We start from the raw sequence: 23891 nt of genomic DNA on the forward strand, positions 1-23891 counted from the left end.
CCATGCAACGGGGCCGGGCGTGTTTGTTTGTCCTTGCCAGCAGCCACCCATGTTCAAGTTCCTGCTGCGCCGCCTGGCGCTCACCATCCCCACCTTCTTCGCGCTGATGTTCGTCACCTTCGTGGCGATACGCATGGTGCCGGGCGATCCGGTGGAGGCGCGCGTGGGCGAGCGCGGCATCTCGCCCGAGCGGCTCGCGCAGTTCCGCCACGAGCTGGGGCTGGATCAGCCGGTGTGGAAGCAGTTCGCCGACTACTGCTGGCAGCTGCTGCATGGCGACTTCGGCACCTCGCTGTCCACCAACGAGAAGGTGCTGACCGAGTTCCTCGCCCTCTTCCCCGCCACCATCGAGCTCTCGCTGTTCGCGATGCTGCTGGCGGTGCTGATCGGCGTGCCGGCCGGCACCCTGGCCGCGGCCAAGCGCGGCAGCTGGTTCGACCAGACCCTGATGGGGCTCTCGGTCACCGGCTACTCGATGCCGATCTTCTGGTGGGGCCTCTTGCTCATCATGTTCGTGGGCGAGCGCTGGGGCCTTACGCCGGTGTCGGGCCGGGTGGATCTGATCAAGTATTTCTACGAGCCCGTCACCGGCTTCATGGTCATCGATGCCTGGCTCTCGGGCCAGGTCGGTGCGGTAAAGGACGCGCTGCACCACCTGGTGCTGCCGGGCTTTGTGCTGGGCACCATCCCGCTGGCGGTGATCGCGCGCATGACGCGCTCGTCCATGCTGGAGGTGCTGAGCGAGGACTATGTGCGCACCGCGCGCGCCAAGGGCCTGCCGGCCTGGCGCGTGGTGGGCGTGCATGCGCTGCGCAATGCGCTGATCCCGGTGGTCACCATCATCGGCCTGCAGGTGGGTACGCTGCTGGCCGGCGCGGTGCTGACCGAAACCATCTTCTCCTGGCCCGGCATCGGCAAATGGCTGATCGAGTCGATCTCGCGGCGCGACTACCCGGCCCTGCAGGGCGGCGTGATGCTGGTCTCGGCGGTGGTCATCCTGGTCAATCTCCTGGTCGATCTCAGTTACGGCCTCATCAATCCCCGCATCCGTCATGGCTGAGCTCGCTGCCCCTCCCTCCCGCTTCAAGGCCTTCTGGTCGGCCTTTGCAGAGAACCGCGGCGCCGTCATCGGCCTCGTGCTGCTCACGCTGATCGTGCTGATGGCGATCTTTGCCGACCTGATCGCGCCGCATTCGCCCACCGAGCAGTTCCGCGAGGCGGTGCGCGCCCTGCCGGCCTGGGAAGACGGCGGCAGCAACCGCTTCCTGCTGGGCACCGACGCGCTGGGCCGCGACCAGCTCTCGCGCCTCATCCACGGCGCGCGCATCTCGCTCTTCATCGGCCTGTCGGTGATGGGCGTGGCCCTGGTGGTCGGCGTGCTGCTGGGCCTGGCCTGCGTCTCGTTCGGCAATGCAGTGGACGTGCTCATCACCCGCTGCATGGATCTCATCATGGCCGTGCCCGGCCTGGTGCTGGCCATCCTGGTGGTGGCGGTGCTCGGCCCCAGCCTCACCAACACCATCGTGGCCGTGACCCTGGTCTCGCTGCCGCGCTATGTGCGCCTGCTGCGTGCCTCGGCGCAGGCGGAACTGGGCAAGGACTATGTGACCGCCGCGCGCGTGGCCGGCGTGCGCAAGTGGCGCCTGATGTTCGTCACCGTGCTGCCCAACTGCCTCTCGCCGCTGATCGTGCAGGCCGCGCTGGGCGTGTCGGACGCCATCCTCGAAGCCGCGGCGCTGGGCTTTCTGGGCCTGGGCGCGCAGCCGCCCACCGCCGAGTGGGGCACCATGCTGGCCGATGCGCGCGAGTTCATCCGCTCCAACCCCTGGCAGGTCACCCTGCCCGGCCTCGCCATCCTGTTCACCGTGGTCGCGATCAACCTGACCGGCGACGGTCTGCGTGATGCGCTGGACCCCAAGATGCGTCGCACATGAGTTCGCTTCTCGATATCAAGGGCCTGACGGTCCGCTTCGCCACCCGCGGCGGTGCCTTCACGGCCGTCGATGGCGTGGACCTGCAGCTCGCGCCCAACGAGGTGCTGGCCATCGTCGGCGAGTCGGGCTCGGGCAAGTCGGTGGCCATGCTGGCGCTGATGGGCCTGCTGCCCTGGACCGCCACCGTCACGGCCGAACGCATGGCGTTCGATGGCCATGACCTCGCCAAGCTCTCGCCGCGCGCACGCCGCCAGATCGTCGGCCGCGACATGGCGATGGTGTTCCAGGAGCCGATGAGCTCGCTGAACCCTTGCTTCACCGTGGGCTACCAGATCGGCGAGGCCCTGGCCGCGCACACCACGCTGGACCGCCGCGCGCGGCGCGCCCGCGTGATCGAGCTGCTGGAGCGCGTCGGCATCCCGGACGCAGGCAGGCGCCTGAACGTGTTCCCGCACCAGCTCTCGGGTGGCATGAGCCAGCGCGTCATGATCGCGATGGCACTGGCCTGCTCGCCCAAGCTGCTGATCGCCGACGAACCCACCACCGCGCTGGACGTCACCATCCAGGCCCAGATCCTGGACCTGCTGCTGCAGCTGCAGCGCGAGAATGGCATGGGCCTGGTGCTGATCACCCACGACCTCGGCGTGGTGGCCGAGACCGCCCACCGCGTGGTGGTGCAGTACGCAGGCCGCCAGGTGGAGTCGGCGGCCGCGGACGCGCTGTTCCGCAACCCGCACCACCCCTATACCGCCGCCCTGCTGGCCGCCCTGCCCGAACATGCGGCGCAGGACGGCAGCAAGCTGCTGGCCGCCATCCCCGGCATGGTGCCCGGCCAGTTCGACCGGCCCCAGGGCTGCTTGTTCGCGCCGCGCTGCGCGCATGCCACCCAGCGCTGTCAAGACCTGGCCCCGGTGCTGGCCGACGAGGCCCTGGGCCGCGCGCTGTGCCACACCCCGCTGCAGGCGGGTGTGCCTCTGGAGTTGCAGGCATGAGCGATCAAAAAGCAGAAATCGTCTTGAAGGCGCGCGATCTGAAGCGCAGCTACGAGGTGCGGCGCGGCCTGTTTGCCGGCAGTGCCACCGTCCAGGCCCTGGGCGGGGTGAGCTTCGAGGTGGCGCGCGGCCAGACCCTGGCGGTGGTGGGCGAGTCCGGCTGTGGCAAGTCCACGCTGGCGCGCCTGCTCACCATGATCGAGGCGCCCAGCGCGGGCAGCCTGCAGCTCAAGGGCGTGGAAGTGGCCACGGCCAGCGAGGAGCAGAAGCGCCTGCTGCGCCGCCAGGTGCAGATCGTGTTCCAGAACCCCTATGGCTCGCTGAACCCGCGCCAGACCGTCATCGATGCGCTGATGGAGCCGCTGCTGGTGAACGGCATCGGCGACGCCAGCTCGCGCCGCGCCGAGGCCGAAGCGATGATGGCCCGCGTGGGCCTGCGCCCCGAGCAGGCCGCGCGCTATCCGCATATGTTCTCGGGCGGCCAGCGCCAGCGCGTGGCGATCGCGCGCGCGCTCATGCTCAAGCCCGAGGTGCTGGTGCTCGACGAGCCGGTCTCGGCCCTGGATGTGTCGATCCGCGCCCAGGTGCTGAACCTGCTGGTGCAGCTGCAGCGCGAGCTGGGCGTGGCCTATGTCTTCATCTCGCACGACCTCTCGGTGGTGCGGCACATGGCCGACGAGGTGGCGGTGATGTACCTGGGCCGCATCGTCGAACGCGGCCCGCGCGACGCGGTGTTCGAGCACCCGGCCCACCCCTACACCCAGGCACTGCTGTCGGCCACGCCCACCGTGGACCCGGCGCTGCGGCGCGAACGCATCATCCTGCAGGGCGAGCTGCCCTCACCGCTGGCGCCGCCCTCGGGCTGCGCCTTCCATGCACGCTGCCCCAAGGCCGAGGCGCGCTGCTCGGCCGAGGGTCAGGTCTTGCGGGCGTTGGGAGACCAGCAGGCTGTCGCCTGCTTCAAGGCCTGAACTGAACTCGAAATCAGAAGGCCCTGTTCGCCTTGCAGTCGAAGGTGAAGGTCTTCGGCGTATCCAAGCCGCCATCGGCCTTCTGCGTGCGGTAGCTGAATTCGAACTTGGACGCGGCCAAGGACACCGACTCGGTGATGCGCGTGCCATCCGAGGCCGCGTCGCTTTGCTGCACCGAGGTGACAAAAATCTCGCTCAGGACGACGGTGTAGTAGTCCGTGTCGCCCTTGCCAGACACCGAACGGAACGCCAGCGTGCCCTTGGCAATGTGCTTGCCAGTCATCACCGCCTCCATCAGCTTCGGGCTGGCAATATCGATGGACTTCATCACGTTCACATCGCCACAGCTGACCTTGCCGGCGCCACCGCCACCGCCACCGCCGGTGGAGGCAGGATTGGAGAAGCCCTGGGAGTAGGAGCGGATCTCGATCCATTCCTTGTGCTTGGCATCGGTGGATTCGCCCTTGATGCCGTCGAGCTGCAGGAACACATCGGTGGCGGCCTGGGTCGGCAGGGCACCGACCGCGGCCAGGGCGCCCGCGAGCATCGGACGGGCCAGACGGCTAACCAGCCTGGGCTTGGGATCAGCGGCATCGGACATAGGACCTCCTGGGGTAGGCAGTGGGCCGATTCTCAAGCGCGCCCCTAGCCACCACAAGCCCCTCCCCCTAGACTGGCCCCGCATGGACCAAGACAGCTACGACCGCTTGCCCTACCCCGGGAACCCCTACCCGGACACCCATATCGCCCACCTGCACAGCCTCGGGTGCTGGTTCGGCCTGCGGCCGGCGCCGCCCGAGCAATGCCGGGTGCTGGAGCTGGGCTGCGGCGATGGCGCCAATCTCGCGCCGATGGCGGCGCAGTATCCGGGCAGCCAGTTCACCGGCCTGGATCTGGCGCGCCAGCCGATCGCGCGCGCCGAGGCGCTGGGCAGGCAGATCGGACTGCAAAACGCCGCCTGGCTGGCGGCCGACCTGTGCGACTGGCAGCACCAGGGGCCTTACGACTACATCATCGTGCACGGCCTCTACTCCTGGGTGCCGGCGGCGGTGCGCCAGGCCCTGCTGCAATTGCTGGAGCGGGCGCTGGCGCCGCAGGGCATCGCCTTCGTCAGCTACAATTGCTATCCCGGTTGCCACCGCCGCGCCCAGGTGCGCGAGCTGCTGCGCTACCACGTCGAGGGCCTCGATTCGGAGCAGGCCCGCCTGAGCGAGGCGCGCGCCCTGCTGCAGTTGCTGATCGGTGCGCGCGCCGAGACCGATGTGGCCGCGCAGGCCTGGCGGCGTGAGCTGGAACGCGCCGCACGCAGCTCGGACGGCGCGCTCTTCCACGACGACCTGGCCGAGGTCAACCAGCCCTTCTACTTCCACGAATTCCTGGCCCAGGCCGAGGGCGCGGGCCTGCAGTTCCTGGCCGAGGCCGAGCTGCCCGCGATGGGTCTGCATGGGCTCTCCATCGAGGCGCGCACCGCGCTGGGCCAGCTGGACCCGCTGGCGCGCGAGCAGTACCTGGACTTCGTGCGCGAACGGCGTTTCCGGCAAAGCCTCCTGTGCCGGCAAGACCTGACCCCGAATCGCCAGCCCGCGGCCGGCCAGCTGGCGGCCTACCACCTCAGCGCCGATCTCAAGCTGCAAGGCGAGCTCGACGCCACCGCCCCGCACAGCCAGCAGACCGTGATGCGCGACGCCCTGCAGGCCCTGCAGGCGGCGGCGCCGCGCAGCCTGCCGGTGCCGGCGCTGCTGGCCAGCCTCATGCAGCTGCACGCACCGGCCCACCACGAGGCCGGCCTGCTGGCCATTCTGTATGCCGGGCTGATGAGCGGGCTGGCGCGCCTGCATGCGCAGGCCCTGGCGCTGCCCGAACAGGTGGGCGCCCGCCCGGTCGCCAGCGCGGTCGCCCGGGCGCAGCTGCGGCTGGAGCCCGGCTGCGACACGATCACCACCCTGCGCCACGACATGCTGCGGCTGGACGAGCCCATCGTGCGCGAACTGCTGCCGCTGCTGGACGGCAGCCGCGATCGCGCCGCGCTGGCCGCCGCGCTCGGCCTGGATGCGGCCACCCTGGATGCCCATCTGCGCAAGCTGAACGATCTGGCCCTGTTCAGCGCTTGAGCGCCTCGCCCCTCTTGGCTACTATCGCCGCACAGGCCCAGCCAGGCCCAGGAGGAGGCATGAGAGCAAGCGTGAAACTCGCAGGCGCAATGCTGCTGACGGCCTGCGCGGCCGGGGCCCAGACGCCCGCCGAGGCCGACTGGCGCTATCGCATCGCGGTCGGCGACACCCTGATCGCCCTCACCGAAACCTTTCTGCAGCCCGGCCACAGCTGGCGCGAGCTGCAGAAGCTCAACCATGTGGCCGACCCGCTACGCCTGCCGCCCGGCGGCCAGCTGCGCATGCCGGTGGCCTGGCTAAAGCGCGAGGCCAGCGTGGCGCAGACCCTGTTCGTCCAGGGTCAGGTCATGCTGAGCCGGCCTCAGCAGGAGGAGCAGCGCCTGCAGATCGGCGCCGAGCTGCGTAGCGGCGATCGCCTGCGCAGCGCCGCCCAATCCTCGGCCAGCCTGCGCTTCGCCGATGGCTCGCGCCTGCTGATCCCGCCGCTCAGCGACCTGACGCTGGAACAGCTGCTGGTGTATGGCCGCAGCGCCATCCCGTCGGTGCAGCTGCGCCTGCACCAGGGCGGCGCCGACAGCCAGGTGCAGCCGACCCAGGGCCGCGTGCCGCACTACGAGATCCGCACCCCCAGCATCAACCTGGGCGTGCGCGGCACCGAGTTCCGCGCCCAGGTGGACGGCGCGCTAGCGCGCCTGCAGGTGCTCAGCGGCACGGTCGCGGCCGATGGCCAGGCGGTGCCGGCCGGCATGGGTCTGCTGGCCGATGGCCAGGGCCGGCCGCGCGGCGCCGCGCTGCTGGCCGCGCCCGATCTCGCCGGCCTGCCGGGCTTGATCGAACGCCTGCCGCTGCGCTTCGCCTGGCCGAGCCAGGGCGCGGCCGGCGGCTGGCGCGCCCAGGTGTTTGCGCGCGGCGACTTCACGCGCCTGCTGCTCGATCAGCGCGGCAGCGCCGCGCAGGCCAGCTGGGCCGACGATCTGCCCGACGGCGACTACACCCTGCGGCTGCGCGCCATCGACGCGCTGGGCCTGGAGGGCCAGGCGGCCGACCATGCCTTCCGCCTCAAGGCGCGCCCCGAGCCGCCCTTCATCCAGGGCCCGGCGCCCGCCGCCAGGCTTTATGGCGAGGCGGCGGAGCTGAGCTGGACCCTCAACACCCAGGCGCGCGCCTACCGCCTGCAGATCGCGCGCGACCCCGGCTTTGGCGAGCTGGTGCTGGAGCAGGCCGCGCTGGCCGACAGCCGCCATCGCGCCGCCCTGCCGCCCGGCGTCTACCACTGGCGCCTGGCCTCGCTGGCCGCTGACCAGGGCCCCTGGAGCGAGGCCCAGCGCTTTGAGCTCAGGCCCATGCCGCCCAGCCCGGCAGCGGCGGAACCCGATCTGAGCGGCGACGGCCTGCAGCTGCGCTGGCGCGCCGAGGCCGGCGTGGCGCGCTACGAGCTGCAATGGGCCGGCGATGCCGCCTTCAGCCAGGGCCTGCAAAGCTTCGCCAGCGAGCAGCCAGCGCTCAGCCTGCCGCGCCCCGGCCCCGGGCGCTACTACCTGCGCATGCGCTGCCTGGACGCCGACGGCCAGGCCGGCCCCTGGGGCCAGGTGCAGCTGATCGAGGTGCCCTACCCGCGCTGGCTGTGGCTGCTGCCGCTCGGGCTGTTGCTGGCACTCTGATGCAACTTGGCCTGAGCCCGCATCTGCAGCGCCTGGGCCAGTTGGCGCGGTTGCCGCTGCTGGCCCTGCCGCTGGCGCTGCTGATCTGCACCCTGGCCCAGCCCCTGCTGCGCCCGCTGGAGCAGGGGCTGGAGGACCGCCTGCTGCGTGCCACTGCCCAGCCGCTGCAGGCCGGCGAGCTGGCGCTGATCGACATCGACGACGCCTCGCTGCGCGCGCTGCAGCCGCAGCTGGGCGACTGGCCCTACCCGCGCAGCGTCTATGCCCTGCTGCTGGACTATCTGCGCGACGCCGGCGTCGAGCTGGTGGTGTTCGATCTGGTGCTGACCGGTGCACGCACCGGTGATGAGGCGCTGGCCCACGCCATCGCGCTGGGGCCGCCCACCGTGCTCGCCGCCGCCGCCCTGCAGCAGGACAAGACCCAGATGGAACTGCAGCCCGCCGAGATGGCCATGCTGCGGCGCCAGGCCATGGTGGCCGGCGGCGCGGCCCAGCCCTGGGACGCGCTCACCCTGCCCGCACCCGCCCTGCTGGGCAGCGCACCGCCGGGCAGCCTGGGCCTGATCTCGGCGCCGCTGGACGGCGACGGCGTGCTGCGCCGCCTGCCGCTCTGGCATCGCTACCAGGGTCAGGTCTTGCCGGCGCTGCCGCTGGCGGCGCTGCAGCGCCGCGGCACGCCCCTGCCCGACTGGCACAAGGACGCGCAGGGCCGCGTGCAGCTCAAGCTGGCGGCGCGCCTGGACGGCGTGCTGCCGCTCAACTGGGCCCATGTGATGCAGGCCGCGCTGGGCGCCATCGACGACCCCGAACAGCGCCGCCTGCTGCGCGGGCGCACCGTCTTCATCGGCAGCAGCGCCTTCTTTGCCGACGCCGTCAGCACCCCGCTGGGCCGGCTCTCCGGCAGCGCGCTGATGGCCAGCGCCTATGTCTTGCTGGCGCGCGCCCAGGTGCTGGCGCCGGCGGGTGCGCTGTGGAGCGGCGTGCTGCTGCTGCTGGCCTGGGCACCGGCGCTCGGCGGCTGCCGGGCCGCGCGCCCGCATTGGCGCCGGCTGGCCGGCTTCTCGCTGCTGGCGCTGCTGCTGATGCTGGCGCTGGCCTATGGCCTGGTGCAGCAGGCCTTGCTGATGCCGGCCCTGCTGGCGCCGCTGACGGTGCTGCTGCTGGGCCTCTTGCTGGCGGCCGCGGCCGAGCAGCGCTGGCATGCGCTCACCGAGCGCCAGCTGCGCCACGAGCGCGAGGTGGCGGAGGCCGCCAACCAGGCCAAGACGCGCTTTCTCGCCCATGTCAGCCACGAGATCCGCACCCCCATGAACGCGGTGCTGGGCATGGCCGAGATCCTCGCCGGCACCGCACTCGACGCCGAGCAGCGCCGCTATGTGCAGGTGTTCCAGCGCGCCGGCCAGCAGCTCTTCGAGCTCATCAACGACCTGCTGGACAACGCCAAGATCGAGGCCGGCAAGCTGGGCCTGGCGCCGCATGCCTTCGAGCTGGGCGAGCTGCTGAGCCAGCAGATCGAGCTGCTGCGCCCGCGCGCCGAGGCCCAGGGCCTGTGGCTGCGGCTGACGCTGGCGCCCGCGGCGCAGGGCTGGGTCTGGGGTGATGCGCAGCGCGTCGCCCAGATCCTCGTCAATCTGGTGGGCAATGCCATCAAGTTCACGCGCCAGGGCGGCGTCGATGTGCAGGCCTGGCGCGCCGAGGACGGGCGCCTGGGCCTGAGCGTGCAGGACACCGGCATCGGCATCGCCCCCGAGCAGCATGAGCGCATCTTCCAGCCCTATGCCCAGGCCGAGGCCGAGACCGCGCGCGAGTTCGGCGGCACCGGCCTGGGCCTGGCGATCACGCGCAGCCTGGTGGAGCTGATGGGCGGGCAGATCAGCCTCACCAGCACGCCCGGCGAAGGCAGCCGCTTCGAGCTGCGGCTGGACCTGCCGGCCCGGCCCGCGCCGGCGCGTGCGAGCCAGGCGCCGCGCCCCGAGCCCGGCCAGCCCCAGGCAGCGCTGCAGCTGCTGCTGTGCGAGGACAACGAGGTCAACGCGCTGGTGATCGAGGCGATGCTGCAGCCGCTGGGCCATCGCATCGAGCTGGCGAGCGATGGCGAACAGGCGCTGGCCAAGCTGCAGCAGGGCCGCTATGACCTGGTGCTGATGGACCTGCAGATGCCGCGCCTGGACGGCCTGGAGGTGACGCGGCGCTGGCGCGCCATCGAGGCCGCGCAGGGGCGCCGCCGCACCCCCATCATCGCGCTCACCGCCAACGCCTTTGCCAGCGATATCGCGCAGAGCCTGGCGGCGGGCTGCGATGCCCACCTCAGCAAGCCCATCGGCCGGCAGGCGCTGCTGCAGGCGCTGGCGCGCTGGGCTACTTGAACAGCAGGCGCAGCGCCAGCCCGCCCAGGCCGAGCACCAGGCCCAGCACCACCAGGCCGCCCAGGTGCTCATGCACCAGCGGCACGCGGCCCAACCAGTAGCCCGCGGCAATCAGGCCGCCCGACCAGGCCACACAGCCGGCCAGCGCGGCCGTGGCGAAGGGCCGCGCCGGCATGCGCGCCACCCCGGCCGCCAGCGGCGCAAAGGTGCGCAGCACCGCCACATAGGGCGAGACCAGCAGGCTGGGGCCGCCCCAGCGGGCAAAGAAGCGCTGGCCGCGCGCCAGCAGCGCGCGGTTCAGCCAGCGGTAGGCATGGCTCTCCAGATGCCGGCCCAGCCGCAGGCCCAGGCGATAGGCCAGCAGGCTGCCGCCCCAGGCGGCCAGCGCCAGCAGCGGCACCAGCAGCGCGGCGCGCAGGGCGCCCTGGGCACATAAGGCGCCGCACAGGAACAGCAGCGGATCGCCGGGCAGGAAGAACAGCGGCGCCACGCCGATCTCGCAGAACACCAGCGCGAACAGCAGCAGGTAGACGCCCTGGTCGTAGCGCGCGATCCACTCGGTCAGCAGGGCGGTGAGGTCCATCAACGTCTCCGGTAGGACAGGCCGTGCACCAGCACATGCTCGCAGAGCTTGAACACCAGGTAGGCGGCGATCGCGGCGAAGGCGCTGAGCCACAGCTCCAGCAGCTGCTGCAGGCCGCCGTCCTGCAGGGCCTGCCAGCCATGCGTGCCGAGCAGGCTGGCGTTGGCGCTCACCAGCTTCACCAGGTCCAGCGAGAGGCAGCCGAACAGCACGAAGCTGGCCGTCATCAGCGCAAAGCAGGCCATGCGGTGCTGGCTCAGCCAGTGGTGGAGCTTGCTGTGACCGTCGTGCATGGGCGTCTCCCTTGGTCCGGAAGCGCCCATCCTAGCCGGCTCAGGCCAGCGCCATGCTGCGCGCCAGGTGCGCGTACACCGCCGCCACCCGACGCAGGTGGCGCGACTCGGGATGCGTCAGCAGCCACAGCTCGGTGCGGCAATCCTCCAGCACCTCGGTGAGCTGGCGCAGCTGCGGCTGGCCGCGCGCCAGGAACAGCGGCAGCACGCCCACCCCCAGGCCCAGGCTCACCAGCTCCATCACGCTGAGAATGCTGTTGACGCGGTAGGCCGGCCGCACCCTGGGGAAATGGCGCTTGCGCCATTGCACCGAGGGATGCTCGGGCAGGGCATCGTCGGGCGCGATCCAGTCCGCCTTGCCGGCCTCGACATCGGCATAGTGCTTGATCGCGCTCTTGCCGGCCGCGAACAGCGCCACGTCGATGGGGCCGAGGCAGCGCCCCACCAGATGCTGGGGCGGGCGCCGCGTGGCGCGCACCGCGATATCGGTGTCGCGGCGCGTCAGGCTGGCGAGCTCGTTGCCGGCGTGCAGCTCGAAGCTCAGCTGCGGATGCTGGGCGTGCAGGGCCTTCAGGGCCGGCGCGACCAGGCCATGCAGGATGGTGTCGGTGGTGCTGATGCGCACCGTGCCGCTCACCTGCCCGGGCAGCTGCTGGGCGGCCGAGCGGGCCGTCTCCAGCACCGCCTCCAGCTGCTCGCCCTGCTCGGCCAGCTGCTGCGCCAGCTCGGTGGCCGCATAGCCGCTGCGCGAGCGCACGAACAGCGGCAGGCCCAGCCCGCGCTCGACCCGCTGCACCGCGCGGAACACCGTCGAGCCATCCAGGCCCAGGCGCTCGGCCGCCCCGGCGAGCGTGCCGGCGCGCACCAGCGCCAGCAGCAGCTGGAGGTCGGTGGCGCTCAGTCGGTATTGCGTTTGTGCATGCATGGCTTGCGGAGCCGCCTATTTTGCCGGCGCTGACGCAATCCTACATTCCGCCCATCGTCCACTCGATTTCTCAGGAGTTCCCCATGTCCCAGCTCAATTCCGGCACCCCCTACGGCATCGCCCTGCTACGCCTCGGCCTGGGCCTGATGTGGATCGCCCATGCGCTGCTGAAGCTGCTGGTGTTCACGCTGCCGGGCACCGCGCAGTTCTTCGCCAGCCAGGGCCTGCCCGGGGCGCTGGCCTATCCGGTGTTCGCGGCCGAGCTGCTGGGCGGTCTGGCCATCCTGCTGGGCCTGTACGCGCGCCAGGTCTCGCTGGCGCTGCTGCCCATCATGCTGGGCGCGGCCTGGGTGCATCTGCCGAATGGCTGGGTCTTCACCAGCGCGGGCGGCGGCTGGGAATATCCGCTCTTCCTGGCGCTCGCCTCGCTGTCGCTGTGGCTGCTGGGCGATGGCGTCTGGTCGCTGCGCCGCAGCGCGCGGTTGACCCTGGGGCGCTGAGGTGCTCGCCATGCAGCCCGCCTACACCCTCGTCAGCCACCCGCTGTGCCCCTATGTGCAACGCGCCGCCATCGTGCTGGCCGAGAAGGCCCTGGCCTTCGAGCGGCGCGACATCGACCTGGCGCGCAAGCCCGACTGGTTCATGCGGATCTCGCCGCTTGGCAAGACGCCGGTGCTGCTGGTCGCCGGCGGGCAGGCGATCTTTGAATCCGCCGTGATCTGCGAGTATCTGGAGGACTGCCATGGCCCGGCCCTGCATCCCGCCGATGCCTTGACGCGCGCGCGCCATCGCGGTTGGATGGAGTTCGGCTCGGCCACGCTGAACGGCATCGCCGCCTTCTACAACGCGCCGGATGCCGCAGCGCTGGCGCAGCGCGCCGCCGAGCTGCGCGGCCGCCTCAAGCAGCTGGAGGCCGCGCTCGGCGCAGGGCCCTGGTTCGCGGGCCGGCAGTTCGGCATGGTGGACGCGGTGTTCGGTCCGGTGTTCCGCTACTTCGAGCTGTTCGACACCTTGGACGAGTTCGACTTCTGCGCCGCCCTGCCCAGGCTGCAGGCCTGGCGTGCCGCACTGGCGCGGCGCGCCTCCGTGCGCATGGCGGCGCCGGCCGACTACGCCGAGCGGCTGCGCGACTTTGTGCTGGCGCGCGGTGCCGCGCTGGCAGCGCGTCTGCAAAGCCGCGTCTGAGCGCAGGCACGCCAGCAAGAAAGCGCCGCCCTGTGTATGCTTGCCGCCATCTTTGCCATCCATCAAGGAGACTTGGATGATCAAGTTGACCGTCAACGGCAAGCCGGCGAGCCTGGATGCCGACCCCGAGATGCCCCTGCTGTGGGCCCTGCGCGAGGATCTGCAGCTCACCGGCACCAAGTTCGGCTGCGGCATGGCGCTGTGCGGTGCCTGCACCGTGCATCTGGACGGCCAGCCGGTGCGCGCCTGCTCCACGCCCTTGTCGGCCGCGGCCGGCAAGAAGGTCACCACCATCGAGGGCGTGGGCAGCAGCAAGACCGGCCGCGCGGTGCAGCTGGCCTGGCTCAAGCTCGACGTGCCGCAATGCGGCTACTGCCAGAGCGGCCAGATCATGAGCGCCTGCGCCCTGCTGGGCAGCAAGGCCAGGCCCAGCGACGCCGATATCGACGCCGCCATGAGCGGCAACATCTGCCGCTGCGGCACCTACAACCAGGTGCGGGCGGCGATCCACGACGCCTCGGCCACGCTGACGAAGGGGGCCTGATCATGAGCAGCTCGCGTCGCGACTTTCTCAAGACCGGCGGCAGCGCCGCCCTGGTGGTTTCCTTCGCCCTGCCGCTGGCCGCGCCCAAGCGCGCCGAGGCGGCGCTCAGCAACAGCTTCAACCCGAACGCCTATCTGCGCATCACGCCGGACAACCGCATCACCGTGGTGTGCGGCTCGGCCGAGATGGGCCAGGGCGTGCTGACCGCCATCCCCATGCTGGTGGCCGAGGAGCTGGACGCCGACTGGGCGCTGGTGAGCGTCGAGCAGGCGCCGGTCGACCAGGCCTACAACAACCCCATGTTCGGCATGCAGGCCACCGGCGGCAGCACCACCGTGCGCGGCCAATGGGCGCCGATGCGCGAGGCCGGTGCCGCCGCGCGCGCCATGCTGGTGGCTGCCGCCGCCGAGACCTGGGGCGTCGATGCCGCCACGCTGCGCACCGAGCGCAGCCAGGTGTTCGGCCCGGGCGGCAAGAAGCTCAGCTATGGCGCGCTGGTGGCTGCCGCCGCCAGGCAGAAGGCGCCGGCCAAGCCCGCGCTCAAGGCCAGCAAGGACTTCAAGATCCTGGGCAAGCCCACGCGCCGCCTGGACAGCGCCGCCAAGATCAACGGCACGGCGCAGTTCGGCATCGATGCGCGCGTGGACGGCATGCTGGTGGCGGTGATGGCGCGCGCGCCCATCGCCGGCGCCAAGCCCAAGGCGATGAACGAGGCCAAGGCACGCGCCGTCAAGGGCGTACGCAAAATCATCAGCATCGACAGCGGCGTGGCCGTGCTGGCCGATGGCTACTGGGCCGCCAAGCAGGGCCGCGATGCGCTCGCGGTGCAATGGGATCTGGGCGCGCACGCCGATCTCTCCGCCGCCAAGGTGCATGAGCTGCTCGTCTCGGGCGCCAACCAGGCCGAGGCGGTGGCGCGCGACGAGGGCAATGTGAAGGACGCCGCGGCGAATGCCGCCAAGACCCTGAGCGCCGAGTACGAGGTGCCCTATCTGGCCCACGCCTGCATGGAGCCGCTCAACTGCACCGCCTGGGTCAAGGGCGACGAGGTCACGATCTGGGCCGGCACGCAGAGCCAGGGCCCGGCGCAGGGCATCCTGGCCCAGATCGGCGCGGTGACGCCGGCCAAGGTCAAGATCAACACCTTGCTGCTGGGCGGCGGCTTCGGGCGCCGCTTCGCACCCGACTTCACCATCGACGCCACCCTGCTCTCCAAGCTCAGCGGCAGCCCGGTGAAGCTGATCTACAGCCGCGAGGACGATATAGCGGCGGGCTTCTACCGCCCGGCCTCGCTGGTGCGCTTCGAGGGCGCGCTGAACGAACAGGGCCAGCCCACGCTGCTGCGCGCCGCGGTGGCCAGCCCCTCAATCATGGCGGCCTCGGGTTTCATGCAGATCCCCGAGAACGGCGTGGATGCGATGGCGGTGGAGGGCCTGGCCGACCAGCCCTATGAGATCGCCAACCAGCGCATCGTCTACGGCCGCGCCGAGCCGGGCCCGCAGGTCTGGTTCTGGCGCTCGGTGGGGCATTCGCAGAACGCCTTCTTCATCGAGAGCTTTGTCGACGAACTGGCGCATGCGGCCAAGGCCGACCCGCTCAAGTTCCGCCTCGGCCTGCTGGCCAAGCACCCGCGCCTGCGCGGCGTGCTGGAGCTGGCCGCGGCCAAGGCCGGCTGGGGCCAGCCCGCGCCCAAGGGCGTGCATCGCGGCATCGCCGTGGCCGAGAGCTTTGGCAGCTTTGTGGCCGAGGTGGCCGAGGTCTCGGTGGCCAAGGACGGCACGCCCAAGGTGCACCGCGTGGTGGCGGCGGTGGACTGCGGCCAGACCGTGAATCCGCAGACCATCGCGCGCCAGATCGAGAGCGCCATCGTCTACGGCCTCTCGGCCGCGCTCTACGGCAAGATCACCCACAAGGACGGGCGCGTGGAGCAGAGCAACTTCCACGACTACCCGGTGCTGCGCATGAGCGAGATGCCGAAGGTGGAGGTGCACATCGTGCCCAGCATGGAGGCGCCCGGCGGCATCGGCGAGCCCGGCACGCCACCGATCGCGCCGGCGGTGATGAACGCCATCTTCGCCGCCACCGGCGTGCGCGTGCGCAAGCTGCCGCTGGAGACGGCCGCACTGGCCAAGGCCTGATCAGGCGGGCGGCGGGCCCTCGTCCTTGAGGGCCGCGACCAGGTCCAGCACCACCGCCTGGTCGCCCGGCTTGAGCGCGCTGCTGCGCAGCAGCACCACGCGCTCGAGCTCGCGCAGGCGCCAGTCGAACTCGCGCGCCATCGCCTCCACCTCCAGCCGCACCGCCCATTCATCCGGGCCCAGCATCTCGGCCAGCTGTTGCGGCGCCTGCGCATCCAGCCCGGCGCTGGAGAAAGCCAGCAGCAGGCGCTCGAAGCGCAGCCGGCAGGGGCGCAACAGCTTGCGCATTTCCTCGTTGTCGGAGGCCACCAGGGCCTGAATCAGGCCGGCGCGGGCGCGATAGCGCCGCATCGCGATCTGCAGGCTGTGCACCCGGTCCAGCCCCTGCAGCGGCGCCGCTGCGGCCGGCGCATGCGGCACGCTGGCGGCGGCCTCCAGCAGCAGGCTCAGCAAATCGTTGTTGAACTCGCCCAGCACCAGGGTCGAGGCCACGCGCGCATGCACGGCCGCTGAGGTGCCCGCTTCCAGCACGCCGATCAGCCATTCGGCCAGCGCCAGGATCTGCCCTTCCAGGCCGAAGCGCTCGCCGTCCAGGCTGCGCGGATAGCCAAAGCCATCCAGGCGCTCGTGGTGGCACAGCACCGCCTCGGCCTCGGCCACGCTGGCACCCGGCATGCGCAGCAGCACGCGGTGGCCCACCACCGGGTGGGTCATGACATGGCGCCATTGCTGGATGTCGAGCTGGGCTTCGGGCTGCCAGAGGCCGGGATCCAGATAGAGCTCGCCGATGTCGTGCATCAGGCCGGCCCGCCCCAGCATGCGATGCAGGTCGACATCGCCGGGCCGCAGCCGCCGCGCCAGGCCCTTGGCCAGCAGGGCCACGCTGACGGCATGGCGCAAGCGCCCCTCGCGATGCTCGGCATAGACCGTCAGCATCGACAGCATCTCCGCGCTGAGCCCCAGCCGCCCCAGCAGGGACTGGGGCGCCGCGCCGGGCTGCGCGCCGGTGGCTGCACGCAGGATCGCGTGCTCGTCCAGCAGTTCCTCGGCAAGCGCCTGGACCTGCGCCTCGCTGACCACGCCCTGCACTTCCAGGCAGTCTTCCAGCGGCCGCGTCAGCTTGTGCTCGAGCAGGCGCTCGCGCATCTCGGCGCTCATGCGTGCGCCCTTGGACAGAAGCTTGACGCCGCTCTGGCTGACGATGTCGTCCGTCACCGCCACCTCGTGCAAGGCCGCGGTATGCACCAGGTGGTTCAGGTAGTTCGGATTGACCGCTTCGGTCTGCGCTCCTTGATCTTGCACGGCAAGCCTCCCCTGGGTCGGCTCGCTATTGTGGCGCGCTTCAGTTGGCCGGGGGATAGCCGGCTTCGGTCAGCGCCGCCACCAGGGCGGCCTGGCTGAGCTGGCTCTCGACCTGCACCTTGTGGCTGGGCAGGTCGAACTGCAGCTTGGCCTGGGCATCGAGCGCCTGCACGGCCTTGGTGATGCTGGCAACGCAATGGCCGCAGCTCATATCGGGCAGGGTGAATTCGGACATGGTGGACTCCTGTTGGTATTGTCACTGTAGAGCTTGCCATCATGGTAATGTCAAGCCGCTTGACATTGACATGATGTCAAGCATCAAACTGCGCACATGACCGATCAACTCACCCTCCCCATCACCGGCATGAGCTGCGCCTCCTGCGTCAAACGCGTGGAGAAGGCCTTGCTGGGTGTGCCCGGCGTGCAGGCTGCCGAGGTCAACCTCGGCACCGAGAGCGCCAGCGTCAGCGGCACCGCCGCGTTGCCCGACATGGCGGCCACGCTGGCGCGCGCTGGCTATGCCGTCGCCGAGCGCGAACTGACGCTGCAGATCAGCGGCATGACCTGCGCCTCCTGCGTCGGCCGGGTGGAGAAGGCACTGCTGAAAGTGCCCGGCGTGCTGCGGGTGAGCGTCAATCTGGCGCTGGAGAACGCCAGCGTCGGCATGCTGGCCAATGTGGACCCGGCCGCACTGCTGGCCGCCGTGCAGCAGGCCGGCTACCAGGCCGCCCTGGAGGCCGGCGAGGCCAGCGGCGCCGATGCGCCGCGCCCGGTGGACTGGCAGCACAGCGGCTGGCCGGTGCTGATCGCCGCCCTGCTCTCGGCGCCGCTGGTGCTGCCCATGCTGGCGATGCTGGCCGGCCGCCACTGGATGATCGATGGCTGGCTGCAGCTGGCGCTGACCCTGCCTGTGCAGTTCTGGCTGGGCGCGCGCTTCTACCGGGCCGGCTGGGCCGCGCTGCGCGCCGGCAGCGGCAATATGGATCTGCTGGTGGCCCTGGGCACCAGCGCCGCCTTCGGGCTCTCGGTCTACGAGCTGCTGCAAAACGGCGCACGCAGCATGTCGCTGTACTTCGAATCGGCGGCGGTCGTGATCACCCTGGTGCTGCTGGGCAAGTGGCTGGAGGCGCGCGCCAAGCGCCAGACCAGCGAGGCAATCCGCGCCCTCAAGGCGCTGCGCCCGGAGACCGCGCGCGTGCGCCGCGCCGGCGCCGAGCTCGAGCTGCCGCTGGCCCAGCTGGTGCTGGGCGACGAGGTGGTGGTGCGCCCCGGCGAGCGCATCCCGGTCGACGGCCTGGTGCTGGCCGGCGCCAGCCAGGTGGACGAATCGCTCATCACCGGCGAGAGCCTGCCGGTGGCCAAGGAGGTCGGGGCCCGGGTGGTGGGCGGCGCCGTCAACGGCGAGGGCCTGCTGACGCTGCGCACCACCGCGCTGGGCGCCGAATCCACGCTGGCGCGCATCGTGCGGCTGGTGGAATCGGCGCAGGCCAAGAAGGCGCCGATCCAGCGCATGGTCGATCAGGTCAGCGCCTGGTTCGTGCCGGCGGTGATAGCTGCCGCCCTCGTCACCCTGCTGGGCTGGGGCTTGGTGCGCGGCGACTGGACCCAGGCGCTGCTGAACGCGGTGGCGGTGCTGGTGATTGCCTGCCCCTGCGCGCTGGGCCTGGCCACGCCCACCGCCATCATGGCCGGCACCGGGGTGGCGGCCCGCCATGGCATTCTCATCAAGGACGCCGAGGCGCTGGAAATCGCCGCCAGGCTGGAGGTGGTGGCCTTCGACAAGACCGGCACGCTGACCCTGGGCAAGCCCGAGCTGCTGGCCTTTCACAGTGCCGCCGGCCTGGATGAGGGCCAGACCCTGGGCCTGGCCGCCGCCCTGCAGGCGGGCAGCGAGCATCCGCTGGCGCTGGCGGTGCGCCAGGCCGCCGCCCAGCGCGGCCTGGCCGTGCCGTTGGTGCAGGGCCTGCGCGCCGTGGCCGGCCGCGGCGTTGCCGCCCAACTTTCCACGCAACCGCCCGGGCAAGACCTGGCCCCGCGCGAATTGCAGCTGGGCAGCGCCCGCTACATGCAGGAGCTGGGCGTGGACCTGGGCGCCATGCAGGCCGAGGCCACCGCCCTGCAGGCCCTCGGCCGCACGGTGTCGTGGCTGGCCGAGGGCGGCGCGGGCCAGCAGCCGCGCCTGCTGGCCCTGCTGGCCTTTGGCGACCAGCTCAAGCCCAGCGCCGCCGCGGCGCTGGCCAGCCTGCGCGCGCTGGGCGTGCACAGCGTCATGCTCAGCGGCGACAACCGCGGCAGCGCCGAGGCGGTGGGGCGCCAGCTCGGGCTCGACGAGGTGCGCGCCGAGGTGCTGCCCGAGGACAAGGCCCGCATCGTCAGCGAGCTGAAGCGGCAGGGCCATGTCGGCATGGTGGGCGACGGCATCAACGACGCGCCGGCGCTGGCCGCGGCCGATGTGGGATTCGCGATGGCCACCGGCACCGAGGTGGCGATGCAGGCGGCCGGCGTGACCCTGATGCGCGGCGACCCGGCGCTGGTGGCGCAGGCGATCTCGCTCTCGCGCCGCACCGTGCGCAAGATCCACCAGAACCTGTTCTGGGCCTTTGCCTACAACGTGGTGGGCATCCCCTTGGCCGCGCTGGGCTTTCTGAACCCGGTAATCGCCGGCGCGGCAATGGCTTTTTCGAGCGTGTCGGTGGTCAGCAATGCCCTGCTGCTCAAGCGCTGGAGACCGTGATGGACGAAGCATCGATGACGAGCTTGTGCAATATCGGCGAGGCCGCGGCGCGCAGCGGCGTCTCCGCCAAGATGATCCGGCACTACGAGTCGCTGGGCATGCTGCCCAAGGTGGCGCGCACCGAGGCCGGCTACCGCCTCTATTCCGAGCGCGAGGTGCACACCCTGCGCTTCATACGCCGGGCGCGCGACCTCGGTTTCTCGATCGTCGAGATCAGCGAGCTGCTCAAGCTCTGGCAGAACCGCCGCCGCGCCAGCGGCGATGTCAAGCGCATCGCGCTGGCGCACATCGCCGACCTGGAGCGCCGCCTGGCCGAGATGCAGGCCATGAAGCAGACGCTCGCGCAGCTGATCAGCTGCTGCCATGGCGACGAGCGCCCGGATTGCCCGATCCTGGAAGAACTGGGCAGCGCTCAGGGCCCCCGCTAGCCTAGCGCGCGTCGCGGCGGCGCCGTGCCGCCAGCGTGCAGAACAGCAGGCCCAGGCTCATCAGCGCATAGGAGGCCGGTTCGGGCACGGCCACCGCCAGCACGCCGTCCGCCAGGATCTGGTGCGCCTTGTCGGTCGGATGGATGCCGTCAAAGTAGAGCGCGCTGGCGGGATCCGCACAGGCATTGCTGAGCGCGCCACAGGCATGCAGCACATCGCTGAAGCCCAGCGCGGCGGCATTGGCCACCGCGCCATGCATGAAGCCGAAGAAGTCGAAGCGCAGCACCGCCTCGCCCGCCAGCCGCTGATCGAGTGCCCCGTTCATGGCCATGGAGAGCGAGGTACTGGCAAAGCTGGCCAGGGAACCATAGCTGTTGGCCAGCGGCGTCAAACCGAAATCGGGGGTATTCCAGACCAGGATGTGCTGGGCGCCGGCCGCCTGCAGGCTGTCGACGATGGCGCCGACGTCTGCCGCGTAGGCCATGGCGGTGGCCCCTATCGTGCTGTTGATGTCGGCGCCCATCAGCATCGCTTCCAGCGCCACACGGGCGTTATTGCCGCCACCGGCCACCACGTAGAGCGCGTTCGGGTCGGCCATGCCGGACTGGCGCGTCAGGTACTGCCCCAGTTGGGTGTTCAGGCTGATGGGATAACCGCCGGCGCCATCGCTGCCCGTCTCGGCGCCGCCGTAGGCGAAGATATCGCCGCCCGCCTGGGACGGCAAGGCGGCCAGGCCGAGCTTGGCGGCAAAGCGTTGTGCCCACACCTGGCCGTTGGTGTAGGTGCCCGACGCATAGCTGCGCTGCGCAAAGTAGCCATCGCCGGTGATCTGCTGGTCTGCGTCGCTGCCGAACAGCAGGGCGTTGTTGCCAACATCCGAAAGGCTGTCGCCGAACACAACGAGGCGATCGTAGCTCGCGGCCTGCACCACCAAGGTGAGCGTCAGACCCGCGCACAGCAGCGCCGACTTGAGAATTTTCTTCATGGTTTTCTCCCTGCTTGTCGCTTTTCTCTGCGGCCAATGACCATCGTCCGCCGCCGCGCAGCATCTGCGCTAGGCGGTGCGCTTGTCAACCAGACCTTGCACAAAAGCGCCATTCAAACGGGGGGTGGCCGGCTCGAATTCAGTTGGTCGCAGCCAGCACCTCGGGCAGGTCGGTCAGGCCGGCCAGCAGTTTCTCGATGCCGTCCTGGCGCAAGGTGCGCATGCCGCTGCGCTGCGCGCTGACGAACATCTCGGCGGCCGGGGCGCGGCGGCGTATCAGCTCGCGCAGCGATTCGTCGGCGATCACCAGCTCGTGGATGCCCAGGCGGCCGTGGTAGCCGGTGCCGCCACAGGTGTCGCAGCCATGGCGGCGGTACTGGCGCAGGCCGCCGCCAGCTCCGTCAACGCCGAAGCGCTGCCGCCAGCCGGCCAGCAGCTCCTCCTCGTTCATGGCCTCGGCCGCGCCGCCGCCGGATTGCTGATACAGGCGCAAGAGCGAGCGCGCCGCGCGTTCATCCAGCGGCTCGACGATGCGGCAATCCAGACACAGCCGCCGCACCAGGCGCTGCGCCAGCACCGCCAGCAGCGAGTCGGAGAACATGAAGGGGTCCAGGCCGATCTCCAGCAGCCGCGTCACGCTCTCGGGCGCCGAGTTGGTGTGCAGGGTGGACATCACCAGATGGCCGGTCAGCGAGGCCTCCACCGCGATGCGCGCGGTCTCCTCGTCGCGCATCTCGCCGATCATGATGACGTCGGGGTCGGCGCGCAGAAAGGTGCGCATGGCGGCCGCAAAAGTCCAGCCGATGCGTGCGTTCACCTGCACCTGGCGCAGCCCGTCCTGGCTGATCTCGATCGGGTCCTCGGCGGTCCAGATCTTGCGCTTGTCCTCGTTGAGCTCGCGCATCACCGAGTGCAGGGTGGTGGTCTTGCCGCAGCCGGTGGGGCCGCAGATCAGCAGCAGGCCATAGGGCTTGCTCATCATGCGGCGCAGGCCCGCCAGATTGGTCTCGGACAGGCCGATCGCGTCCAGCGGCAGCGGCTTCATGCCGCCCAGCAGGCGCAGCACCACGTCTTCCAGGCCGCCGCTGGTGGGCACGGTGACCATGCGCAGCTCCAGCGATGTGCCGCCGAAGCGCGCGAAATCGATCTTGCCGTCCTGCGGCCGGCGGTGCTCGGAGATGTCGAGATCGGCCATGATCTTGAGCCGCGCCACCAGCGCGAAACGCACCCGCGCGGGCAGCTCCAGATAACGGATCAGATCGCCGTCCACACGCAAGCGGATGCGCACCGGCTTGGGCGACTCGAAGGTCTCCACATGGATGTCGGAGGCGCGCAGCTCGATGGCATCGGCGAGCAGGCGGTTGACCAGGCGCACCAGCGCGTTGTCGGACTCCGACACCACCTCGGCATCGGTTTCGGAGGTGCCGGGATCGGCCTGGCTCAGCTCCTGGGCGAGTTCGCGCACGGTGGCCATCTGCGGCGTGCCGGCGCCGGCATTGGCGGCATCGCCGCTGGGCACCTGGTAGGCCATGGCGATGGCCTGCGAGAGCGTGCCCGCCGCCGCCAGCACCGGGCGCACGCGCAGCTCGCTGACGAAACGCAGGTACTCCAGCAACCGGTAGTCCCAGGGGTCGGAGACCACCACCACCAGCACCTCGTCGCGCACCAACAGCGGCAGCACGCCCTCGCGCTGCGCAAGCGCGCGCGGGATGCGCGCCAGCGCCGCCGGCTCGGGCTTGAGCTGGGCCAGATCGACGGTGGGCACGTCCAACCAGCTGGCCAGGGCGATGCGCAGCTGCGCCGGGCTGAGCAGCCCCAGCTGCACCACCAGCTCGCCCAGCGGCACATGCTGCTCCTGCGCGCGCTGGCGGCGCAGCGCCGATTCCAGCTGGCTGGCGGTGAGCATGCCGGCCCCGACCAGGGCCTGGCCCAGATGGGCCGCATGATGTTCGGGCTCGCGCTGCAACGCCGCCCAGACACCTTCCATATCCGCCTCCACCGGCGGCACGCCCAGCTCGGTGCTTGGCCGGCTCAGCGCATCCAGGGCGGCGGGTACGGTGTCGTGTTCGTAGTGGTGGGGCTCGCTCATATGCACAGGCTAAGGCCGGCGCGCCGGCGCGACGCTTGATCTGCATCAGATCGTAGCCGCTCGGCCACAATCAGCCATCCCATCCGCAGGTATCGACATGACCCGATTGATCGCCCTTTCCGGCAGCCTGCGCCAGGCTTCCTTCAATACCGCCCTGCTGCGCGCCGCCACCGGCCTGGCGCCGCAGGGGGTCGACATCGAGCTGCGCACCCTGCATGGCATCCCGCTCTACGACGGCGATGTGGAAGCCCAGGGCGTGCCGGCGGCGGTGAGCCGGCTGCGCGCCGAGATCCAGGCCGCCGACGGCCTCATCATCGGCACGCCCGAGTACAACAACTCCATCCCCGGCGTGCTCAAGAACGGCCTCGACTGGCTCTCGCGCCCGCCGGCCGAGGGGCGCAAGACCTTCTTCGGCAAGCCGGTGGCGGTGCTGGGGGCCACGCCCGGCGGCTTCGGCACGGTGCAGAGCCAGGACGCGATCCTGAGCGTGCTGCGCGCCTTCGGCTGCAGCTGCTGGTTCGGCGGCCGGCTGATGGTGTCCAAGGCGAATACCCTGTTCGATGCGCAGGGCGAGCTGCTCGACGAGACGCTCAAGCAGCAGCTGCGCGATTTTCTGAGCGGCTTTGCCGCACAACTCGGAAGGCCATGAG

At 70.8% G+C, this 23891-nt stretch carries 22 protein-coding genes; 14 read left to right on the forward strand and 8 right to left on the reverse strand.

What is annotated here, in order from left to right; genetic code table 11:
- The first annotated feature begins 49 nt into the window (after positions 1-49).
- The 4 genes from PFX98_RS03320 to PFX98_RS03335 are packed head-to-tail and all read left to right on the forward strand — an operon-like array spanning position 50 to position 3897.
- Positions 50-1060 carry an ABC transporter permease subunit gene (locus PFX98_RS03320; protein ID WP_285233752.1) on the forward strand — a complete coding sequence of 337 codons (1011 nt, stop codon included), beginning with the start codon at positions 50-52 and terminating at the stop codon, positions 1058-1060.
- Positions 1053-1934, forward strand: a complete 882-nt coding sequence (locus tag PFX98_RS03325; protein WP_285233753.1) for an ABC transporter permease subunit — start codon at positions 1053-1055, stop codon at positions 1932-1934. Before PFX98_RS03320 ends, PFX98_RS03325 begins: the two co-directional genes overlap by 8 nt.
- Positions 1931-2926, forward strand: a complete 996-nt coding sequence (locus tag PFX98_RS03330) for an ABC transporter ATP-binding protein (RefSeq protein WP_285233755.1) — start codon at positions 1931-1933, stop codon at positions 2924-2926. The genes PFX98_RS03325 and PFX98_RS03330 overlap by 4 nt, the downstream gene beginning before the upstream one ends.
- Entirely contained in the window at positions 2923-3897 is a 975-nt protein-coding gene (locus tag PFX98_RS03335; protein ID WP_285233757.1) for an ABC transporter ATP-binding protein, read from the forward strand. Before PFX98_RS03330 ends, PFX98_RS03335 begins: the two co-directional genes overlap by 4 nt.
- 13 nt (positions 3898-3910) lie before the next feature.
- Here PFX98_RS03335 and PFX98_RS03340 read toward each other — a convergent pair whose 3' ends face one another.
- On the reverse strand, positions 3911-4498 hold the full coding sequence (locus PFX98_RS03340) for an Hcp family type VI secretion system effector (protein WP_285233758.1): 588 nt from the start codon (positions 4496-4498) through the stop codon (positions 3911-3913).
- An 82-nt stretch (positions 4499-4580) separates the two neighbouring features.
- Between PFX98_RS03340 and PFX98_RS03345 the strand changes: the two genes are divergently transcribed.
- Genes PFX98_RS03345 through PFX98_RS03355 form a run of 3 tightly spaced genes read left to right on the forward strand, consistent with a single transcriptional unit; the run spans position 4581 to position 10035 of the window.
- Positions 4581-6008 (forward strand): methyltransferase regulatory domain-containing protein, encoded by a 1428-nt coding sequence (locus PFX98_RS03345; protein WP_285233760.1) that lies wholly within the window; start codon positions 4581-4583, stop codon positions 6006-6008.
- Between the two features lie 59 nt (positions 6009-6067).
- Positions 6068-7669, forward strand: coding sequence for a FecR family protein (locus PFX98_RS03350; RefSeq protein WP_285233761.1), 1602 nt, complete (start codon positions 6068-6070; stop codon positions 7667-7669).
- Positions 7669-10035 (forward strand): hybrid sensor histidine kinase/response regulator, encoded by a 2367-nt coding sequence (locus tag PFX98_RS03355; protein WP_285233762.1) that lies wholly within the window; start codon positions 7669-7671, stop codon positions 10033-10035. The genes PFX98_RS03350 and PFX98_RS03355 overlap by 1 nt, the downstream gene beginning before the upstream one ends.
- On the opposite strand, the gene PFX98_RS03360 is transcribed toward PFX98_RS03355, so the two are convergent.
- Genes PFX98_RS03360 through PFX98_RS03370 form a run of 3 tightly spaced genes read right to left on the reverse strand, consistent with a single transcriptional unit; the run spans position 10028 to position 11836 of the window.
- Positions 10028-10618, reverse strand: coding sequence for a DedA family protein (locus PFX98_RS03360; protein WP_285233763.1), 591 nt, complete (start codon positions 10616-10618; stop codon positions 10028-10030). The two genes, PFX98_RS03355 and PFX98_RS03360, sit on opposite strands and share 8 nt — an antisense overlap.
- Positions 10618-10911 carry a hypothetical protein gene (locus tag PFX98_RS03365; protein WP_285233764.1) on the reverse strand — a complete coding sequence of 98 codons (294 nt, stop codon included), beginning with the start codon at positions 10909-10911 and terminating at the stop codon, positions 10618-10620. Before PFX98_RS03365 ends, PFX98_RS03360 begins: the two co-directional genes overlap by 1 nt.
- 40 nt (positions 10912-10951) lie before the next feature.
- Positions 10952-11836, reverse strand: coding sequence for a LysR family transcriptional regulator (locus PFX98_RS03370; RefSeq protein WP_285233765.1), 885 nt, complete (start codon positions 11834-11836; stop codon positions 10952-10954).
- An 83-nt stretch (positions 11837-11919) separates the two neighbouring features.
- Between PFX98_RS03370 and PFX98_RS03375 the strand changes: the two genes are divergently transcribed.
- The 4 genes from PFX98_RS03375 to PFX98_RS03390 all read left to right on the forward strand — a co-directional run bounded on the left by PFX98_RS03375 (position 11920) and on the right by PFX98_RS03390 (position 15703).
- Entirely contained in the window at positions 11920-12336 is a 417-nt protein-coding gene (locus PFX98_RS03375) for a DoxX family protein (protein ID WP_285233766.1), read from the forward strand.
- A 10-nt stretch (positions 12337-12346) separates the two neighbouring features.
- On the forward strand, positions 12347-13021 hold the full coding sequence (locus tag PFX98_RS03380) for a glutathione S-transferase family protein (protein ID WP_285233767.1): 675 nt from the start codon (positions 12347-12349) through the stop codon (positions 13019-13021).
- A 76-nt stretch (positions 13022-13097) separates the two neighbouring features.
- The gene (locus PFX98_RS03385; protein ID WP_285233768.1) at positions 13098-13565 is read left to right on the forward strand and encodes a (2Fe-2S)-binding protein; all 468 of its coding nucleotides are present in this window, start codon (positions 13098-13100) and stop codon (positions 13563-13565) included.
- A gap of 2 nt (positions 13566-13567) precedes the next feature.
- Entirely contained in the window at positions 13568-15703 is a 2136-nt protein-coding gene (locus tag PFX98_RS03390; RefSeq protein WP_285233769.1) for a xanthine dehydrogenase family protein molybdopterin-binding subunit, read from the forward strand.
- On the opposite strand, the gene PFX98_RS03395 is transcribed toward PFX98_RS03390, so the two are convergent.
- Both PFX98_RS03395 and PFX98_RS03400 read right to left on the reverse strand, forming a co-directional pair.
- Positions 15704-17005, reverse strand: a complete 1302-nt coding sequence (locus tag PFX98_RS03395) for an HD-GYP domain-containing protein (RefSeq protein WP_285233770.1) — start codon at positions 17003-17005, stop codon at positions 15704-15706.
- A gap of 40 nt (positions 17006-17045) precedes the next feature.
- Entirely contained in the window at positions 17046-17240 is a 195-nt protein-coding gene (locus PFX98_RS03400) for a heavy-metal-associated domain-containing protein (RefSeq protein ID WP_285233771.1), read from the reverse strand.
- 96 nt (positions 17241-17336) lie between these two features.
- Here PFX98_RS03400 and PFX98_RS03405 point away from each other — a divergent pair, with 96 nt between their 5' ends.
- Together PFX98_RS03405 and cueR are read left to right on the forward strand one after the other, a co-directional pair.
- Positions 17337-19739, forward strand: a complete 2403-nt coding sequence (locus tag PFX98_RS03405; protein WP_285233772.1) for a heavy metal translocating P-type ATPase — start codon at positions 17337-17339, stop codon at positions 19737-19739.
- Positions 19739-20167 carry a Cu(I)-responsive transcriptional regulator gene (gene cueR, locus PFX98_RS03410; protein ID WP_285233773.1) on the forward strand — a complete coding sequence of 143 codons (429 nt, stop codon included), beginning with the start codon at positions 19739-19741 and terminating at the stop codon, positions 20165-20167. Before PFX98_RS03405 ends, cueR begins: the two co-directional genes overlap by 1 nt.
- A 1-nt stretch (position 20168) precedes the next feature.
- Here cueR and PFX98_RS03415 read toward each other — a convergent pair whose 3' ends face one another.
- Together PFX98_RS03415 and PFX98_RS03420 are read right to left on the reverse strand one after the other, a co-directional pair.
- Entirely contained in the window at positions 20169-21152 is a 984-nt protein-coding gene (locus PFX98_RS03415; protein ID WP_285233774.1) for an SGNH/GDSL hydrolase family protein, read from the reverse strand.
- A 139-nt stretch (positions 21153-21291) separates the two neighbouring features.
- Positions 21292-23241 carry a GspE/PulE family protein gene (locus PFX98_RS03420; protein WP_285233775.1) on the reverse strand — a complete coding sequence of 650 codons (1950 nt, stop codon included), beginning with the start codon at positions 23239-23241 and terminating at the stop codon, positions 21292-21294.
- A gap of 97 nt (positions 23242-23338) precedes the next feature.
- Between PFX98_RS03420 and PFX98_RS03425 the strand changes: the two genes are divergently transcribed.
- Positions 23339-23890, forward strand: a complete 552-nt coding sequence (locus PFX98_RS03425) for an NADPH-dependent FMN reductase (RefSeq protein WP_285233776.1) — start codon at positions 23339-23341, stop codon at positions 23888-23890.
- Position 23891: the final 1 nt, after the last annotated feature.

This window comes from Paucibacter sediminis, assembly GCF_030254645.1.
Taxonomy (GTDB): Bacteria; Pseudomonadota; Gammaproteobacteria; order Burkholderiales; family Burkholderiaceae_C; genus Paucibacter_B; species Paucibacter_B sediminis.

Bases quoted from the DNA above. Each gene is read 5' to 3' on its own strand.
- PFX98_RS03375 (WP_285233766.1), top strand. From the start codon at position 11,920: ATGTCCCAGCTCAATTCCGGCACCCCCTACGGCATCGCCCTGCTACGC.
- PFX98_RS03370 (WP_285233765.1), bottom strand. From the start codon at position 11,836: ATGCATGCACAAACGCAATACCGACTGAGCGCCACCGACCTCCAGCTG.
- PFX98_RS03415 (WP_285233774.1), bottom strand. From the start codon at position 21,152: ATGAAGAAAATTCTCAAGTCGGCGCTGCTGTGCGCGGGTCTGACGCTC.
- PFX98_RS03355 (WP_285233762.1), top strand. From the start codon at position 7,669: ATGCAACTTGGCCTGAGCCCGCATCTGCAGCGCCTGGGCCAGTTGGCG.
- PFX98_RS03345 (WP_285233760.1), top strand. From the start codon at position 4,581: ATGGACCAAGACAGCTACGACCGCTTGCCCTACCCCGGGAACCCCTAC.
- PFX98_RS03380 (WP_285233767.1), top strand. From the start codon at position 12,347: ATGCAGCCCGCCTACACCCTCGTCAGCCACCCGCTGTGCCCCTATGTG.
- PFX98_RS03405 (WP_285233772.1), top strand. From the start codon at position 17,337: ATGACCGATCAACTCACCCTCCCCATCACCGGCATGAGCTGCGCCTCC.
- PFX98_RS03390 (WP_285233769.1), top strand. From the start codon at position 13,568: ATGAGCAGCTCGCGTCGCGACTTTCTCAAGACCGGCGGCAGCGCCGCC.
- PFX98_RS03420 (WP_285233775.1), bottom strand. From the start codon at position 23,241: ATGAGCGAGCCCCACCACTACGAACACGACACCGTACCCGCCGCCCTG.
- PFX98_RS03325 (WP_285233753.1), top strand. From the start codon at position 1,053: ATGGCTGAGCTCGCTGCCCCTCCCTCCCGCTTCAAGGCCTTCTGGTCG.
- PFX98_RS03350 (WP_285233761.1), top strand. From the start codon at position 6,068: ATGAGAGCAAGCGTGAAACTCGCAGGCGCAATGCTGCTGACGGCCTGC.
- PFX98_RS03385 (WP_285233768.1), top strand. From the start codon at position 13,098: ATGATCAAGTTGACCGTCAACGGCAAGCCGGCGAGCCTGGATGCCGAC.
- PFX98_RS03340 (WP_285233758.1), bottom strand. From the start codon at position 4,498: ATGTCCGATGCCGCTGATCCCAAGCCCAGGCTGGTTAGCCGTCTGGCC.
- PFX98_RS03335 (WP_285233757.1), top strand. From the start codon at position 2,923: ATGAGCGATCAAAAAGCAGAAATCGTCTTGAAGGCGCGCGATCTGAAG.
- PFX98_RS03320 (WP_285233752.1), top strand. From the start codon at position 50: ATGTTCAAGTTCCTGCTGCGCCGCCTGGCGCTCACCATCCCCACCTTC.
- PFX98_RS03360 (WP_285233763.1), bottom strand. From the start codon at position 10,618: ATGGACCTCACCGCCCTGCTGACCGAGTGGATCGCGCGCTACGACCAG.
- PFX98_RS03400 (WP_285233771.1), bottom strand. From the start codon at position 17,240: ATGTCCGAATTCACCCTGCCCGATATGAGCTGCGGCCATTGCGTTGCC.
- cueR (WP_285233773.1), top strand. From the start codon at position 19,739: ATGGACGAAGCATCGATGACGAGCTTGTGCAATATCGGCGAGGCCGCG.
- PFX98_RS03330 (WP_285233755.1), top strand. From the start codon at position 1,931: ATGAGTTCGCTTCTCGATATCAAGGGCCTGACGGTCCGCTTCGCCACC.
- PFX98_RS03425 (WP_285233776.1), top strand. From the start codon at position 23,339: ATGACCCGATTGATCGCCCTTTCCGGCAGCCTGCGCCAGGCTTCCTTC.
- PFX98_RS03365 (WP_285233764.1), bottom strand. From the start codon at position 10,911: ATGCACGACGGTCACAGCAAGCTCCACCACTGGCTGAGCCAGCACCGC.